The 17,390-nt window shown below is 34.4% G+C and carries 18 protein-coding genes; 15 read left to right on the forward strand and 3 right to left on the reverse strand.

Annotated elements, in window-relative coordinates; genetic code table 11:
* Positions 1–115 precede the first annotated feature (115 nt).
* Complete coding sequence (locus JF75_RS00185) at positions 116–1,189, reverse strand: SIS domain-containing protein (RefSeq protein ID WP_046331346.1); 1,074 nt, start codon at positions 1,187–1,189, stop codon at positions 116–118.
* 341 nt (positions 1,190–1,530) lie between these two features.
* On the opposite strand from JF75_RS00185, the gene JF75_RS00190 reads away from it, so the two are divergent.
* Entirely contained in the window at positions 1,531–2,010 is a 480-nt protein-coding gene (locus tag JF75_RS00190) for a hypothetical protein (protein ID WP_046331347.1), read from the forward strand.
* A 2-nt stretch (positions 2,011–2,012) separates the two neighbouring features.
* Positions 2,013–2,741: a GntR family transcriptional regulator gene (locus JF75_RS00195; protein ID WP_046331348.1), complete on the forward strand. Its 729-nt coding sequence runs from the start codon at positions 2,013–2,015 to the stop codon at positions 2,739–2,741.
* Positions 2,742–2,812: 71 nt separating this feature from the next.
* On the opposite strand, the gene JF75_RS00200 is transcribed toward JF75_RS00195, so the two are convergent.
* Positions 2,813–3,358 carry a hypothetical protein gene (locus JF75_RS00200; protein WP_046331349.1) on the reverse strand — a complete coding sequence of 182 codons (546 nt, stop codon included), beginning with the start codon at positions 3,356–3,358 and terminating at the stop codon, positions 2,813–2,815.
* 283 nt (positions 3,359–3,641) lie between these two features.
* Between JF75_RS00200 and JF75_RS00205 the strand changes: the two genes are divergently transcribed.
* The 5 genes from JF75_RS00205 to JF75_RS00225 all read left to right on the forward strand — a co-directional run bounded on the left by JF75_RS00205 (position 3,642) and on the right by JF75_RS00225 (position 7,648).
* Positions 3,642–3,857, forward strand: coding sequence for a hypothetical protein (locus JF75_RS00205; protein ID WP_046331350.1), 216 nt, complete (start codon positions 3,642–3,644; stop codon positions 3,855–3,857).
* A 290-nt stretch (positions 3,858–4,147) separates the two neighbouring features.
* On the forward strand, positions 4,148–5,104 hold the full coding sequence (locus tag JF75_RS00210; protein WP_046331351.1) for an NAD(P)-dependent oxidoreductase: 957 nt from the start codon (positions 4,148–4,150) through the stop codon (positions 5,102–5,104).
* A 125-nt stretch (positions 5,105–5,229) separates the two neighbouring features.
* Positions 5,230–5,445: a helix-turn-helix transcriptional regulator gene (locus tag JF75_RS10290; RefSeq protein WP_046331352.1), complete on the forward strand. Its 216-nt coding sequence runs from the start codon at positions 5,230–5,232 to the stop codon at positions 5,443–5,445.
* A complete protein-coding gene (locus JF75_RS00220; protein ID WP_046331353.1) occupies positions 5,432–5,890 on the forward strand; it encodes a hypothetical protein in 459 nt (152 codons plus the stop codon). Before JF75_RS10290 ends, JF75_RS00220 begins: the two co-directional genes overlap by 14 nt.
* A 186-nt stretch (positions 5,891–6,076) precedes the next feature.
* Positions 6,077–7,648 carry an ATP-binding cassette domain-containing protein gene (locus tag JF75_RS00225; RefSeq protein WP_046331354.1) on the forward strand — a complete coding sequence of 524 codons (1,572 nt, stop codon included), beginning with the start codon at positions 6,077–6,079 and terminating at the stop codon, positions 7,646–7,648.
* A gap of 109 nt (positions 7,649–7,757) precedes the next feature.
* On the opposite strand, the gene JF75_RS00230 is transcribed toward JF75_RS00225, so the two are convergent.
* Positions 7,758–8,150, reverse strand: coding sequence for a hypothetical protein (locus JF75_RS00230; protein ID WP_046331355.1), 393 nt, complete (start codon positions 8,148–8,150; stop codon positions 7,758–7,760).
* Positions 8,151–8,316: 166 nt separating this feature from the next.
* Here JF75_RS00230 and JF75_RS00235 point away from each other — a divergent pair, with 166 nt between their 5' ends.
* From JF75_RS00235 to JF75_RS00270, 8 genes are all read left to right on the forward strand, one after another.
* Positions 8,317–8,808 (forward strand): PTS sugar transporter subunit IIB, encoded by a 492-nt coding sequence (locus tag JF75_RS00235; protein WP_045927284.1) that lies wholly within the window; start codon positions 8,317–8,319, stop codon positions 8,806–8,808.
* A gap of 2 nt (positions 8,809–8,810) precedes the next feature.
* Positions 8,811–9,644, forward strand: a complete 834-nt coding sequence (locus JF75_RS00240; RefSeq protein WP_045927285.1) for a PTS mannose/fructose/sorbose/N-acetylgalactosamine transporter subunit IIC — start codon at positions 8,811–8,813, stop codon at positions 9,642–9,644.
* Positions 9,634–10,467, forward strand: coding sequence for a PTS system mannose/fructose/sorbose family transporter subunit IID (locus JF75_RS00245; protein WP_046331356.1), 834 nt, complete (start codon positions 9,634–9,636; stop codon positions 10,465–10,467). The genes JF75_RS00240 and JF75_RS00245 overlap by 11 nt, the downstream gene beginning before the upstream one ends.
* Before the next feature lie 266 nt (positions 10,468–10,733).
* Positions 10,734–11,744 (forward strand): LacI family DNA-binding transcriptional regulator, encoded by a 1,011-nt coding sequence (locus JF75_RS00250; RefSeq protein WP_046331357.1) that lies wholly within the window; start codon positions 10,734–10,736, stop codon positions 11,742–11,744.
* A gap of 14 nt (positions 11,745–11,758) precedes the next feature.
* Positions 11,759–13,186, forward strand: a complete 1,428-nt coding sequence (locus JF75_RS00255) for a DUF4874 domain-containing protein (protein ID WP_052726829.1) — start codon at positions 11,759–11,761, stop codon at positions 13,184–13,186.
* A gap of 88 nt (positions 13,187–13,274) precedes the next feature.
* Positions 13,275–14,666: a DUF4874 domain-containing protein gene (locus JF75_RS00260; RefSeq protein ID WP_052726830.1), complete on the forward strand. Its 1,392-nt coding sequence runs from the start codon at positions 13,275–13,277 to the stop codon at positions 14,664–14,666.
* Positions 14,667–15,012: 346 nt separating this feature from the next.
* Complete coding sequence (locus JF75_RS00265; RefSeq protein WP_046331358.1) at positions 15,013–16,131, forward strand: hypothetical protein; 1,119 nt, start codon at positions 15,013–15,015, stop codon at positions 16,129–16,131.
* Positions 16,128–17,390, forward strand: a complete 1,263-nt coding sequence (locus JF75_RS00270) for a tellurium resistance protein TerC (protein WP_046331359.1) — start codon at positions 16,128–16,130, stop codon at positions 17,388–17,390. The genes JF75_RS00265 and JF75_RS00270 overlap by 4 nt, the downstream gene beginning before the upstream one ends.

Raw genomic sequence — 17,390 nt, forward strand, 5'->3', positions numbered from 1 at the left:
ATTTTTAAATTTAATCTTGAGGGTTTTACTTTGAGTAGAAATTTAAATCGTAATAAAAGGCTAAATTCCGAGTTCACTTCGGGATTTAGCCTTAATTAAATACTAGCTTTTCTGTTTAAAAATGAGCAAAGCTTTCAATTTTCAACGGGTATTTAGCAGTGTCATAGCCAATTGCTTCACAATTACGAGAAGCTATGATTTGAAACGGAATGATAAGGTTGAAAGGTGATAATTCATCATAAGTTAATGACGGAACTTTTAAGACTTTAGCTTCGGGAATGAACTCAAGATTTTGATCAGTGATTACAAATAAATGTTTAGTAACTTGTTTCAGAAAATCAAGATACTTATTAGCCAATTCTTTTTCTGGACCATTTGCAATAATTAGAAAAATATATTGTTCAGAATCAAAGGCCATTTCATAACCATGAAGAAGCTCACCAAATTCGTGTACAGTTAATGGAGCGTGAAAAGTTTCATACATTTTCAGATATGCTTCTAGAGCTGTTGCATAGTTGTAGCCATATCCCGCAATTGCCCCCTTTTTCATTGTGACCAGTTCATTTTTGTGTTGTAAATAGAACTCTTCTGTATTAGATAATGTAGTAGGTAATTTCTTTAGTTCTTGTTCAGTTTGCGTTAAAAACTTTTTGTAATTTTCTTCAGTAATAACCTTTTGAGCTAGACCCAGATGTAAAGCTAGCAGGAGGCCCAACATAATGGTTGATGTATAGCCTCGAGTCTCAACAGGTATGACTTCATCACCCGTATTTAGATAGATTACTAAATCAGATTCTTGTGCAATTTTGCTTTTTGTCTCCTCCGAGATAGCCACTGTATTGAAATTAAGTTTTTTTGCTTTGCGAATAGTTTCTAAAGTTGAAGTTGAAGTTCCGGATTGAGAAATTCCAATCAGCAAAGTTTCTTGTGCCTTAAAATATGGTGAAGGTTGCAGATAATTAGTAAAGTTACCTGGAATTATTGCCTGTGCATCTAAATTAGTAAATTTATTAAAGTACATAGCAATTAAAGTAGCTGCATGGTAACTGGTTCCGGATCCAGTTAAATATACTTTTTTTATTTGATTTTTAGTTACTAATTCAGTTAAATCATTTGCAATAGTAGCATGTGTATTCAGAATTTTTTGTAAGCGATTAGGCTGGTCGTAAATATTATCAATAATTTTCATTTTTAAACCTCTTATGTATTGTTATGAATTAAGAAATATGTTGGTGAAAAAATGATAGAAGTAATAAGTCGCTGATAGAAGCATATTTCCTAATTAATTTAATTCTAGCTTTGACTTTTAGGGCAATCAATTGAAAGTAGCGAAGATTTGAAAATACTCCAAAAATTAGAACCAATTTTAGAACCGATATTTGAACTTTGCTTTTTATATAAATTAACAAACTAGTATAATAATAAATAGGATAAATAATATTTAAGGACAATAAAATGTTATAAAAACTCTTTAATAAGATGCAGACATCTTTTTAAAATTCTAGAATATTATTAAAAACGGTGAAAAATATGATTATTGAGAAATTGAAAAATTACTTAACCCCACAGGAAAGAGAAATAAATAAAAATTGGTTGCTCAGTTTGGTTACTTCAGTCAAATTACAACCAGGTGACTTTTTGGACGATTTATTTATGGATCAAGTAGGATCAGTATGGCAAAGAATATTTTTGCTAAAATATCAAAATAAACCATTTTCTATAATTAAATCATTTATACCTGCAATACTAATTAATGAGAATAAAGAAAAATTTTGTAATAGTAATAAGAGTAATTTAAATTTGGAATTAAAAATAGATAAGAAAAAAAGTGCTAATAGAATCAAGAAAAATATTCTTTTAACTTGGCCAACATCTGAAGAGAGTCAAATGTTGGTATTAAAACAAAAAACTCAAGTTTTCGTTGAAAAAAATTACATTTTACATGAAAATCAGATTATTAGGTACGAAGAAGAAGTTATAATTCCAGACAAAATTGAATATGAGGATTAACAATGGGGAATTTTTTGTATGTCGCTGCTAAAGAAAAAATTATCTCGTTAATTGAAAACAATAAAATAAAGTTAAATCAACGGTTGCCATCTGAAAGAACTTTGTCTAGGCAACTTGGTTTTTCGCGAATGACTATTAAAAGGGCTTTGAATAGTTTAGTGGAGGATCATGTCTTAACTCGGCGCCCTGGAGATGGTACATATTTGCTTCATGAAAAATACACAGGGAGAATCGATACTGGGGATGACTCACCATGGTCTTTGAGTCAAACAATAAAAATAAAAGGCGGCATCCCTAGCAGTGAAACTAAATCCTTCAAACTGGTTTATGATATTCCTTTATTGACAGATATTTTTCCTAAATATACTGAATTCTATGAGTTGATCAGGATTAGAAAGTTTGATGATATTCCCTTTTCAATTCAGAAATCTTACTTTCCCTTTAGACTGTTTGAGGACGCACATCGTTATGATTTTAGTAAAATTTCATTATATGACTATATGGGATTTAAAAATTTAAGGCCTGATCTTTTCCATCAAAAAATCAAGACCTGTACTCAGGACAGTGATCCGTTATTGAATAACTTTAATATGGATTCGAATAAGTTGATTTTAGATGTTGAATATTTAGGATACACTAGACCAGACTGCCTAGTTGAATACACTCAATCTTATTTTGATTCAGATCAGGTTGATTTCAGAATTGAAATACCTTATACACCCAATGACTAATCAAAAACACTGACATGCTTTATAGCTCATCAGTGTTTTATATTTGGCTTTTTAAGTGATAATTTAAATTACTATTCTAAATCATTGTAACTGATTGCAAAGTCAAAACCCTTGTAGTGGCGCTTCTTAAACTTTTTAGCTAATTTACGGCTACGATACCAATGAATGTCATCACTCTCAAAAGTATTATTATGTTCAAGGGCTGAACCTAAAACCCAGTTACCCTTTAACTTAGCTACACCATAATATTCACCACTTAAAACAGGTGAATAGTCATTTATACAGTACCAAGTATGTCCAGTTACCTTTTTGATATTAGAAATATAAATCCAATCTTTATTCTTTTTACTAGATTCAGGAAAAACCTTAGGTTGTTTGTGTAAGTAGCGTATGTGTTTGCCCTTTGTATCGTAAGTGATTTCCTTATTTTTAGTAAAAGTCTTTTTCAAGATTTTCTTCTTATTGAAATAAGCGTACCAGGTTCCACGCATCTTTTTGGGAAAAGTGGTTATATTGGTTTTTGCTTGTACAGAACTTACAGAACTATGCGCAATGCCAAAACCGGCAACCACGCTAATTAGTGCTAATAATGTAATGATTTTTTTCTTAAATTTCATTTTTACCTCCCAATTATTACTACTACTGTCCATTATATACTGCCCATTAATAATAAAAAATAGTACTGATATTTTTAGCTTTGACCAGCTCATTTATGTGCGCAATGGATCATTCTGTTAGTAAGTTGAATATAGATTTAGGCAAACAAGCAAAAATTTATATACTATAAATTAAGTATTTTTTAAGAAAATTAACTCCTGCTTTGTGCTAAAACAGATATAAGTCCAGTACGTGATGCTAGAAAAATAGTCAAAATAATTTTTTATGCAGGAGAAAATAATAATGAAAAATATTCAAAGACTAACTATGGTGTTAGCAATTGTTTTGTGGCTTGTCGTGATTGGCATTTTTGCAGTAGCCATCGCTAAAAATCAGTTGTGGAGTATGGGACCGATTATTACCTATAACAGACCGCGAGATGCCCTTGGCTGGTTGATTGTAGCAGCTATTGCAGCATCAGCCGTCAGTGCAATTCTTAAGTTAACGCAAGATAAATAAAATTAAAAAAGATTATGGCATCATTAAATAAGGTCAAATTATATATATAGTTACTAATAGTCTTTTTAAAAATCTTGCACACATTTCTAAAAAAGTGCCACTGCAATTAATAAATCTAACAGAAAATATACAAGAGAAAATACCTGACAAGATTTAAATATTGTCAGGCTTTTTTGATGAAAGACAAATACTAAAGTATAATTAACATTAACGTGAAAATTCAATTTAAAGCTTTTTAGATAATGATCAGTCTAGAGAAAAAAGCTTACAAACCAAAGGAGGGTTAGAATATGAGTAACATAAAAGTTTTGGTAACAGGAAGAATGCCAGAAGCTGGTTTAACGGAGTTAAGAAAAAACTTTGCTGTGACCCGTAAACCAGAAAAAGAAGGTAGAGCCTGGGTTTTAGCACACCTATCTGAGTATGAAGGTCTGATACTCATGGGGACACAGGCTGACCGTGAATTAATTGATGCCGGCACTAACTTGAAAATTATTTCTGCTAGTGGCGTTGGCTATGACAAAATTGACATTGACTATGCAAAGCAAAAAGGAATTGTTGTTGCCAATTGTCCTAAAAGCGTTCTTATTCCTACCGCTGAAATGACATTTGCCCTAATTCTAGCAACTATGAGACGTTTGCATTTTTATGATAAAACTATTCGCACTGAAAAATGGGTTGATGTTTCTAAACCGGAAAATATGGGAACGGGACTCCAGGGAAAAACACTTGGTATCTACGGTATGGGTCGCATTGGTTCTGAAGTAGCCAAGTACGCCCAAGTCTTTGGCATGAAAGTCATCTACCATAACAGACATCAGCTAAGTTCTCAAGAAGAAGCAAAAAAGAATGTTCATTATGTCGATTTTGCTACTCTTGTTAAAACAGCAGATGTGATTACCCTGCACGCCCCGGCAACTCCTTCTACGACTGGCGTTTTCGATGCTCAAGTATTTAAGCAGATGAAAAAGACAGCATATATTATCAATGTTGCTCGAGGTAAGCTGATTAAACAAAATGATTTAATTGCTGCATTACAGAACGGTGACATTGCCGGAGCTGGTTTAGACGTATATGAAACTGAACCTGAAGTACCACAAGCTTTATGCGAACTAGATAATGTAATTTTGTCACCTCATGCAGGTTCAGGAACACTGTCTGCCCGCACGAATATTGCTGCTGAAGCTTCACAAAATCTTATTTCCTATTTAAGGGATCATAAGCCATTAAACCAAGTTAATAAATAATTTTTAATTAGTAAAAATAATCATGAATAAAAAACCAAGTTTTTGCTTGGTTTTTTTCTTTTACTGCAGTATAATATGAAGCTAACTACATGAAGCATACTTCACATTGCTAAGAAGGTGAGATTATCAAAAATTTAGTTAAGGAAAATAGAAAAAAGCTGCACTTAACGCAGCGTGAACTTGCTATCAAAGTGGGTGTCACTGAACGAACGATTATCTCAGTAGAAAAGGGTAAATACAAACCCTCACTCATCTTGGCGTATAAACTAGCACGAATTTTTAGAACTGATATTGCAACCCTGTTTTGTTTAGAGGAGTACTTAGAAAATGAAAAAGAATAAGAAAAGAAAGCTCAAATATTATTTCTCAGCGTGTTTTTTTATATTGTTAGCACTTCTTGAGTTGGTGTTGATCTGTTTAGAGGTTCTGCAGCACCGCAGGCAAACCGATATACCGAAAAATATTATTTATGCAGTTTTTGCTATTAGTTTTGCTTTTTATCTTTATTATAAAGCCAAAACTGTGGGCACAGATAAAGATGATGAAGACGAGCGTGATGAGTTTATTGCAGTGAAAACCGATCACCAAATGTATAAAATAGCTAACTGGTTAATTTATATTCTCAGCCTGGTCTTTATAACTAGCGCAGCGTTCATGTATGAAGCTCAAGGCTTTACGACACTGGTCATAATATTGACAACCATTGCCGCTACTTTAAGCGTCTTATGGAACTTATTATTACTAATTGAAATGATTATAGGTATTACCAATGAACTTAGAAATTAGTAAGGCCTAAATATTTATGAGGATATAAAACTAGTTCTGCATTTTAGTACAAAATTTTTTCCACTTGCTTTCCTGATAGTGACCTCTTAGTTAAATAGTATTGTAATCACGGCTCTTCTCAAGTTTAATTAATTTATCATCTTTAATGAATGAAAAAATTATTAACAAAACTGAGGGAGAAAAATAATGATTTACCATAACTATTCACATTTAAAATTCTTTTGGCTCAATGTTTTCGGTTTGATATACAGTACTTTAAATATCTTTGCTGCTTATATGCTTAGCAATTTGATCAATATGGCAACTAAGAGACAATTTTCAGTCTTACCTTCTTTAGTGATGCAGATCATAGTAGCGCTGACTTTAATCTTAATTTCAGGCTTACTATTTAATTACTTAAAAACCGATGCAGTTAAGCAGATTAACACTAAGCTAAGAACTAAAGTGTTAAAGGGAATGCTACTAAATAAAGAAGAAGATAGTGCTAATTTAGGTTTTTTAACTAACGACTTTAAGTTATTAGAAACTAATCGTTATGAAGCTGAAATTGAAATTCTGATCTATACTTATACCGTTATTTTGGCTCTGGGTTATGCTTTATATTTAAATTGGTTTGTTACCTTGATTTATTTCGTGGGCTCAGCAATCCCTACAATCGTGTCCAACTTTTTTCAAAAACCAATTCAAAAGGCTTCAGGTGATTGGACTAAGGCTAACGACAAGTATGTCAGCCAAACCAAAAATATTTTAGCTGGTACTGGAACTTTTAATTTATACGGCAAGCAAGACAATGCTGTTAAGCAAAATAAGCGTGCCGTTGAACGTCTGGAAGAAAAACTGGCCAAAATGAATGTGCTGAATAATAATACTAATACCTACCTTAATATTATCGCGATTGCCAGTGCATTCTTACTACCATTTGCTTTTGGGACATTATTGGTAGTCAATGGTCAAATAACATTAGGAGCATTATTTGCCATCACTCAGCTTTCTAATTCTTTTGTTAATCCTATCCTGCAAATTTTAAATGAACGAAACAATTTATCTACCACTAAGGGTATCGTTAACAAGATCAATCAGTTTATTGCTAAAGGTGAGCAAAAACCGCAAAACGGTGTTGCTACTGATGACTTTAAGCAATTAGAAGTGAAAAATCTGACTTTAAAACGGCAGGATAAAGAATTAGCTAGTCAAATTAATTTTGCAGTTGCAAAAGGACAAAAAGTTGCGGTCATTGGACCATCCGGCTCTGGTAAATCCACCATGCTCCAATATTTAATGTATGGCGATTATGGTCAGGCACAAGAAGAGTTGCTTAATCAAAAGGCCGTTAAACCCGGTACTTTTACTAATTTGTTTGCATATTCAAGCCAAAGCGCGGTCATCTTTGCCGACTCATTGTGGTTTAATCTTACTTTGGGTGCTGACCTCCCCTTAGAAGAAGTCACGGAAGTTTGTGATCATTTAGAACTGGGACAGCTGGTTAAAGAAAAAGGGTTTGACTACCAGTTAGGTGATAATGCGGATCAATTATCCGGTGGACAATTAGCACGAATTGAACTGGCAAGGGCTATCTTAGCCAAACGACCAATTTTATTACTGGACGAAGTCAATGCCTCATTAGATAAGGCAACTTCTCAAGCAATTCATGATTACTTGTTTGATTCAGACTTCACTTTCATTGAGGTTATTCACCATTATGAGTCGGCTGAGTTAAAGCGTTATGATGCTGTAATTGATTTCAATAATTATATCTAGAATTTATATTTCGAAAAGAGTCATAGTTAACAAAAAGCTTACTTTCTGAAAAAGAAAATAAGCTTTTTTGCATATAAAAGTTAAAACTGCAACATTTGCTGACACTTAATTAAATTTCTTCGATAAGTAAACCACTCCGGAAATTAAAAATTAATTCAATAAACAAAAAGATTAAAAAGATAATAATTGCTGAAACATTTTGTGAAAAAGGGACATAGCTTTTAATCATAGGCGGAATTAATAATAAAGCAGCAATCATAACAGCTATTAAGCCTGCTGATTTTGGATTCGGAATAACTTTATAATGAGCGTCAGTATTATTAATAATCATTTTGGCTGAGCGATTTAGTAGGCCTTGAGTTAGTTGCAGCGTGTCCCCTTTTTTTAAATTTAATTTTAAAGCATAGCCAGCCGCAATACCTCCTACTCTTAAACCGTTAACTATTACAGTTGTGGGTTTGCCCATTGAAATATTACTTTTTGATCGTTGAACTGTAATCATACCGTTACACTTTCTTTAATAATAGATGTTTAAGATTAGCTTATTAATAAAACAGGTTAATGTCAATCTTGTTTACTAAAAAAAATTATGTTTACAAAACAAAATATATAAACTATAATTTTGGTGTAAGTAAATGTAAGCGATAACAAGAAGGAGGTAATGAATTGTGCAGTTAGTTAATGTGAGAGTTGATAGCCGTTTGATTCATGGTCAAGTGGCTCGTGTATGGACTGGGCAATTAGGTGCAGAACGCTTAATGGTCGTTGGCGATAAAGTATCTAAGGATGACTTGGAAAAAACAGCTTTAAAATTAGCTCGTCCCACTCAAGCAGCTTTAAGTATTTTGCCACCAGATCGTGCAAGTAACAATATTGTTCAAGGACGCTATGCTGACCAAAAAATATTTATTATTACTCGTGAACCAGAGGCTCTGGTTAAGATGGTCGATGCAGGTGTACCAATTAAAGAAGTTAATGTTGGTAACTTGCCAAGTGGTGAAGGCAGACTGCAATTGTTCAAGAGCGTGGGAGTTAATGACGAAGAAATAAAGGCTTTTAAAGAACTTGATGCTCGGGGAGTAAAGCTTTATCACCAGATGGTGCCAAACGATCCTAGAGAAGACTTTATGTCTGAATTAAATAAACGGATGGAGAAATAATAATGAATTCATTGAGTGTAGTTCAAATAATTTTGCTGTCTTTGTTTGCTTTCTTCCAAATCAATGAAATTATCACAGTTGGTATTGGTTTTGGTAACCCAGTTAACGCTGGATTAATTGCAGGACTAATTGTTGGTGATATGAAATTAGGTTTGGCCGTAGGAGCAACATTGCAGTTAATGATATTAGGTGTCGGTACTTTTGGTGGTGCTTCGATTCCTGATTATGCCACCGGAGCAATCATAGGTACTGCAATTGCGCATATTTCAGGAAAAGGCATTAACTATGGTATTGGTGTTGCTATTCCAGTGGGTCTATTGATGGTGCAACTTGATATTTTGGCTCGTTTTGCTAATACCTATTTTGCACACAGAATAGATAAGGCAATCGATCGTAACGATGATAAAGCTGTTGTACGAAATAGTCTTTATGGGGCTATTCCGTGGGGGCTTTCAAGATCGGTTCCTGTACTGTTAGTGTTGATTTTTGGTGAAGCATTTGTCAAAAATGTACTGAACTATATGCCACAGTGGCTAATGGGTGGATTAAAATCTGCCGGAACTATGTTACCAGCAGTTGGTATTGCTATCTTAATGCATTACTTGCCTATTAAGAAATTTGGTGCATACATGATTTTTGGCTTTGTAGCCGCTGCTTATTTAAACGTACCGATGCTTGGTGTTGCACTTGTCGGAGTCGGCTTTGCCATTAATCATTATAATTCTATCATTCATGACAAAAACCAGTCTGGTAGCGGTAGCAATGGCTTAGATACAGAAAAAGCTGCTGAAATGGGTGTTGATGATAAAGGAGTAATTACCGGTGATGAAGAATAATACTACTGAAAAAACTACGACAACACAGAGTCATAAGTTAACTAAAAAAGATATTCGTAGCGCTAACTTACGCTGGATTTTTACCTCCGCACTAAGCTGGAACTACGAAACTATGATGGCTCCAGGCTATGTTGGTTCACAAATGCCAATTTTACGTAAGTTATATGGTGATAAGCCTGAAGATATGAAGAAAATGATGCGTGTGCAGTCTGAGTACTTTAATACCAGTCCGCATATGGGCTCCATTATCCAAGGTGTCGACATTGCTCTGGAAGAAAAAGAGGGAATTGATTCAGTTGATGGTGTAAGAGGTATTAAAACTGGACTTATGGGACCATTTGCTGCTGTAGGTGACACCTTATTAGGTACCGTTCAATCCACTATTTTTGGTGCGATTGCATCATACATGGCTCTTAAAGGCAACCCGTTTGGTGCTATTTTATGGATGGTTGCATTAGGCGTTCTCTACATTTGGGCTTATACTTGGATGCCATTTGCCTACAAGCAAGGTGTCAACTTAGTTACTTCAATGAGTTCTAAGCTTAATGCACTGACTGACTCAGCAACTTTGCTGGGGGTAACGGTTGTAGGAGCTTTGATTCCAACTGTTATTACGTTAAAGATTCCGTTTATCTTTAGAGCTGGAAAAGTTTCGATGAAATTGCAGGATATCTTTAATCAGATTATGCCATCGCTTCTGCCTGTTTTACTAGTTGCCTTTATTTATTGGCTGCTTGATCGTAAACATATGAACTCTACTAGAGCAACTTGGTTTGTTCTAATACTGGCTATTATTTTATTCAATTTAAAAGTTGTTGCATAAAACATAGAAATTTAAATATAATCAGATTATCTGCTGAAAAAAGCCTGTTGCAAAATTAAGCGGGTAAATTGAGAAAACGCGGATGTATTGACAATAATGATACAACCGTATTTTCTTTGATTTACAAAAAATATTTGATAGCATAATTGCAAAAATGCTGTAATAGCAGATTGTGTTTAGATTATCAGGTTCTAAAGTTTATATTTTTAAAACGAATTTTAATAGCACCTGTTATAATAACCAAATATGAAAGATGAGAAAATAAAATGGCTAATATCAGACAGGTAGCTCAGTTAGCAGGTGTTTCGGCTGGTACAGTTTCACGAATCTTAAATAATGACACTTCCCTAAGTGTAACTGATCAAACGCGTTTAAAAGTTTTGGCAGCTACTAAAAAGTTAAATTATCATACAAAAAATAAAAGTAAAAAGAGTCCCATCATTGGCGTGCTGACAACTATGAATTTAGACCAAGTAGCAGAATATACGTATTATCAGCAAGTAAAGCAGGGGATTATTGAAGAACTTAAAAAAGAGAAAATGACGTTAAGTTCGATCTACTATTTGAATAAATCTTTGGATAATTCATTTTGGGACGGACTATATTATTGGGACGGCGTGATTGTTATCGGTAGTCTGTCCGAATCAGCCATTACTGAATTAAAAAAATTGAACTCTAATATTGTAATTATTGAGGCAAGATATAAAAATAATTCCGTAAAACTAGTCAATGCTAATTTAACTGCCGGGGTAAAAGAAGCTTTAGCACAACTTGAAAAGTTTGCCCAAACTAATATCGTATATGTTGGCGGTCCGCGTTATATGACTAACTTGCAAGGAGAAAAGACTCTGGCAAAAGGTGAAGTTCGCTTAAATTGTTACCGAGAGTGGATGAAGCTGCATGATCAGGATGAATGCTCAATCAGTACTTCTGGTTGGAGTATTGAAGATGGCGTTCAAGCAGGTAAACAAATTGTCCAATTACCTATTTTTCCTAAGGGAATTTTGGCTGGAAATGACCAAATAGCAATTGGAATAATGAGAGAATTGTACACAAAAGGTTTTCGTGCTCCAACAGATTATCATATTATTGGATTCGATAATATTCAGATGTCTAAATATTACATTCCAAGACTATCATCAGTTTCAGTTCCAGAAAAGGACCTAGGTACAACTGCTGTCCATTTAATTAGAGAAGATATATTAGAAAATAAGGCGCGTGCTACTACTACGCTACTGGAAGTTAAACTAATTTTGCGAGAAAGTACTGGTAATTAGTTTGGGAGGAAAAAATGGAAAATTATTATCCTAAGCAGTTAAGTGGAGATCAAACGAAGATTTTACTCACAAACCCTGATCGCGGTTTTCGCTTTGAAGTTTATTTGGATGTAAAAACGGGTAAGAGCATATATGAATATGCGGATGAAGATGCTATTGCTGCGTTAAAAAGAGAAGCATCACTGTATACAGACGATCACCCACAAATAGTACAAGTCTATTTTTACTTAACAGGTTACCAGCATGATCCACTGGATGCACAAGCTTTTAACCATATGAGTGCATTTTTTGAGGAGCTGGCTAAATTAAATTTAAAAGCATTGCTTCGTTTTGCTTATATTTCTGAAGATAAAAGGCCTTATAGACAGGCTCCTAGTGTGCAGAGAGTAGAGCAGCACTTGGAACAGTTATCTGGCTGGCTCTACGAACATCGCAAGCAAATTCATGCCTTACAGGCAGGCATTATTGGACCTTGGGGAGAATGGTCTGCCCATGCTCGTGAGACAACTGATGAATCAGCAATTTTACATAGTTTGCTGTTAAATTCTCCTCAAGATCTAACTGTACAAGTACGTTATTTAAATATAAAAAATCGTAATATAGGTGTTGCTGAAAAAGAGAATGAACAACGAATTGGTTTTCACGATGACTTTTTAATTGGTATTGGACATGAGTGGAATACAGCGGGTAAAAATCATGATTCGAATGAGTATCAACAATTAATAAGAGATTCAAAAACGACAATCGTTGATGGCGAAAGTATCTGGTTATTTGCCAATCCTATGTATTTAAAAACAAAATACGTAGATCCTGAATTGACCACACAAAGAATGGTTGAAAATCATTTTACTACCTTAAGTATTGCGCATAATTACCATGAGATAAAAACTAATTCATATTATAATGTGACCTTAGAAAATGAATTAAAAAGAACTGGCAAACCAGAGGGGCTTAAATTTCCTCAAATGGGCTCATTTGAATATTGGAAGCATGTTCCTGTTACGCCTGATTTATTAGATAAAAAGCATTGGCCGTATCAAAAATCATGGTTTTTGGATCAAAAGAATCAGACAATTGAGCGTAATTATTTTGAATATTTGCGAGATTATTTAGGCTACCGTTTAGAAGTTAAACAAATTAGTTATAACTCCACTTTAAATGCTGCCGTTTATCTCACACTGAAGAATACCGGCTTCGCCGCTCCTCTGGCTTTGAAACAAATAGAGTTATTTGCTGTAGATCAACAGCAGAATATTATTGGTAAGGCTTTCGTTGAAAAAGGTGCTTTACAAACTAACCGAGAAATAAATACGGTTATCCCGTTAATAAAACATAATCAACCTGATAAAGTTGGAGTTAGGCTGCAGGCTACTAATAACAGCACAGCACGTCTTGCCAATGTTTGTCAGTGGGCAGATGGTATTAATTGGTTTAAATTGTAACTGGGGAATAACTCATGAAAAAAATATTTAAAAAGCTAACTTTAATAACTGCATTTTTAGGGTTACTTTTATTTCAAATCAGCAAAATTTGTGTTCAGTTAAGGCTGCAACTATTTCTGAATATGACGAAAAGCCTCTAACAGAGCAGCAAAATCAAGAAATGGCTAACAATAGCGATCGTGGCTTTCGCTTAGAGTTAAATTTAAATGTTAAAACCGGCATGGGACTATGGGGTAATGCGGATAAAACAGGAATAGCGCAAATGCAAAATGCGATAGCTACATTTGCTGATGATAATCCGCGACTTGCACAAGTATACTTTTATCTGACTGATTATAAAGATAAGCCACTAGATCAAACTGCCTTTAATAATATGGATCAATATTTCCAAAAGTTGAAGCAAAACCATTTACAGGCTGTATTACGTTTTGCCTATATTTGGGATGATGCTCATCCCAAATCTCAGGAACCTACAACTGAGCAAGTGGTTGCACATATTAAGCAACTAGCTCCCTGGATTGCTCAGCATCGTGATCAAATAGCTAATTTACAAGCTGGATTTATTGGAGCTTGGGGAGAATGGGACAGCGGAGCCCGTAGCCGTATGAATGAAAAAGCAATTCTGCAGGCATTATTAGCCAATACTCCTAAAGATTTATTTATCCAAGTCAGATATTACAATATCAAGTCACGAAATGTTGATCCCCAGAGTTCTGACTGGCAAAGAGTTGGATTTCATGATGATTACTTGATTGGTCGCCCTCATGTGTGGAATACTGCAGGTGCAGACCCTAATTCTGCTGAATGGAAGGCGATGGCAGAACAATCTCAGACTGTACCGGTTGACGGTGAAATGATTTGGGGTTCTGCCAATGCATCAGACAATAACGGTCAGTTAATTTCTGCACCACTGATTGCTCACCGTCTTGCAGTTCATCATTTTACTTCATTGAGTATAGCTCATAATTACAAAGAAGATGGCAAAGACTATTCTTTGAGTGCTTGGAAACGGCAACTAGTAACGCCTGCACTTTTAGACCAATATAAATTACCATATCAAAAATCATGGTTTAAAGATACTAATGATAATGAAATAAGTCGTTCTTGGTATGAATATATTAGGGATTATCTGGGTTACCGCTTAGCAGTTAAAGATATTAGCTATCAAGCAGATGGGCAGAATATTGACTATCAAGTTAATCTAACTAATTATGGCCTGGCTGCTCCAGTTTTAATTAATAACGCAGAACTGGTATTACTGGATGAATCTAAAAATGTAGTGGCTGCTAAGGACGTAACTGATATTGCTCATTTGCAGTCTTTGCAAATTTTACCAATCAAATGGCAAATAGATAAAACCTTAGTCAGTCAGGCAAAATATTTAGCCTTTAAATTTACTGGTTACAGTAATACGGGAAACCGCCTGGCGAACAATATAGCTTTTGATGATGGGTATAATTATTTGCTGACGCTTAAATAAATAGTTGTAAAAAGACAAAAACCAATAAATTACGCTTTAAACGATGATTTATCGGTTTTTTTATTTATGATAAAAATTAAAGGCTAAATTCACCTGTTTTCTTAATTCCAATTATCGTTGATGCAATTGTGCTGAGTTCATTGCAAATATTATAGTGCTTATAAATTTGTTATTATAAATAGCGTACAATAAATTAGCTTTATTTTAAAAATAAACAAACTATACAATTGAAAATATATTTGCAAAGTAATGCAGTTATTGCTTTTAGCTATAATAAAGCTAATTAAAATATGATAAAATCATTGTTAATTACTTTTCATTTTTAGTAAATCGGGCAGGCATTTTCATGAAAGGAACTTATTTCAAGGCAAATTTTACTATTGCACGCAAATCAAAGAAAAATATTCTGTTAATGGGCGCTTTGGTTTTATTCATGGTTCTCTTTGTACTAGTGGTTGAAGCTCAAAACTTGGGAGATAACTACCGTCAGTGGCGCTCATACTATGATTCTCTTGAGGTTAATATCAGTTATTTTGACAGCAGTTTATTACGCAAACAAGAATATAAAGAGACTTATGACAATTTAAATGCCCAGGAAGGTTGTATTTTCAGTTTGCAAAATGGGGAAGTTTTAAGTGATCCACAAACTTATCTAGACGGGTCGATCACGTTATTTCAAACCATGTTAGATGGCTACCGAAATAATTATCTGGGAGCCAGTACATTGAACGTTCCGCCCAAATATCAATTGCATCAAAGATTAGTTACGTATAAATATCTTTATCGTCATCATATACCTGCAGTTATGAATTCAAAGGCATCAGCAACTTATTTAATCTATATTCTCAATTTTGTGGCTATTTTTATTTTCTTTTATATTTTGCTTATTTCTAATGATGTGTGGATGGTTAAGTTGGATCATGATACGGTTTTACGCAATATCCCTTATCGTGTAGAAGATGAGGTTAAAGGCAAAACCATGATCAATTTGGCTTTAGCCTTGGGTCCTTTACTTATTGGACTAGTTGGTGCATATCTTTTTGCCGGCTTACGAAATGGCTTTCGCAGTTTAAATTATCCTAACGTTTTTTACTTTAATAAAATAATAGCAATCCCTGTCTGGCTGGATTGTTTGCTCTTTTTATTTTATACCGCAGTATTGGTAGTATTTGTGACCAGTTTAACTTTACTTCTTAACCAGTTGACTAAAAATGTATATCTCACTACCTTTATTGGTATTGCTCTATATGTATTAACGTATTTGCCTGCCAAAATGCTTAAATTTATTGTTTGGCTGCCATCTGCATATTTAAATGTTAATGATGTGCTTAATGGCACTGTGGCAAGTAAAACTGGATTTGCAGGGCTAAGCCTTGTCACCAGCGGCTGTATCCTATTAGTTTGGTCATTTATTTTGATCATCTGGTTCAGACACCTGGTTAATAAAGGAGGTATTGCACGATGAAATGGCGTTATTTCATCTTTCAGTTGAAGGCTTTTTTGATTAATCCCAAAAATATTGGACTGTTTATTGCTACTGTGATTATGTCTTTATATTTTAGTCTGGTCAGTGTGCCTAACCGCCAGGTAATTGAACAGGCCGATGCCAAACCTATCAGAAAGGAATATATTGATGACACGGCCTTTTTAAAAGTGGCTATGCAAGAGATTGCTTATTCCAAGAAGCCAGGTTATTATTCTATTCCTAGCAAAGGGGCAGTGGACGCTGTCAGTACTTACTCACAGGTCTTATCTTATGATAAAAAAATATTGCTTGCTATAAAGAAAAAAGACTGGGATGCTTATGCTAAATACGCCAGTGCTCGTTATCAATATATTGACGAGTTAATCTTTGTGGAAGGTAACCAAAACTTTTTGTATCCAGCTGCGTACAATCAAAATGATAATTTTAAGCAGGATGGTCATTTTGGCTATCAACGGACGTATCACTTGTATAACGCACTTTTAGCCGGTAAAAAGGATAAGCAAACAGAGCTGAATAAAAACATTTTGGAAGAGCGCACAGCATTACAAGTAATTCAAAACTCCCTTTCTGGCTGGGCAGTCTTAATAATGGTAGTGATAGTTTGTTTCTTTGCTGCGGACATTGTGACTAATGACAGGAAATATTACACGGTCTTGGAAAATATTCCTTTAAGTAAACGTACCATTTTATGGTTGAAAACTGGAGTTGTTGAAGTAGGGGTTTTGCTTGACTTTGTAGTAGCTGGGATAATTGCTCTTCTTTGTATAGCACCTAGATATGGTTTGGGATCATTAAGCCTAAATACTGTTGATTATTTAGGCAAAATAAACTTCAAAGCAACCTTTAGGACTGAAACACTAGGTATGTATTATTTGCAGTTTATCATTTTTGCAATCATTATTTCGTTTATCTTTATCAGGTTGACAATTCTGCTATCAATCGTTTTGCGTAACGAATATGTTGCCGGCATGCTTAGCAGTTTGTTTGCTATCAGTGCGAAAATGCTTTACTTCTCATTGGGCATGGGTTTTGTTTACCCGTTTTTGGAAAAATGGCCTATGACTTATTTTTCTATCGGTGACAGTATTACCGGCAACTTGGCTTATTTGATGGATGCACCCGGATGGGGCTTTACTGCTGGCTTAGGGCCACTCATTTGTCTGGCACTTGTCATTGAAATTTTACTGTTTTTGTTCACGCAAATTAAAAGCATCCCTTTAGTTAGACGAGGTGATTAA

The sequence above is a fragment of the Lactobacillus kimbladii genome, assembly GCF_000970755.1.
GTDB lineage: Bacteria > Bacillota > Bacilli > Lactobacillales > Lactobacillaceae > Lactobacillus > Lactobacillus kimbladii.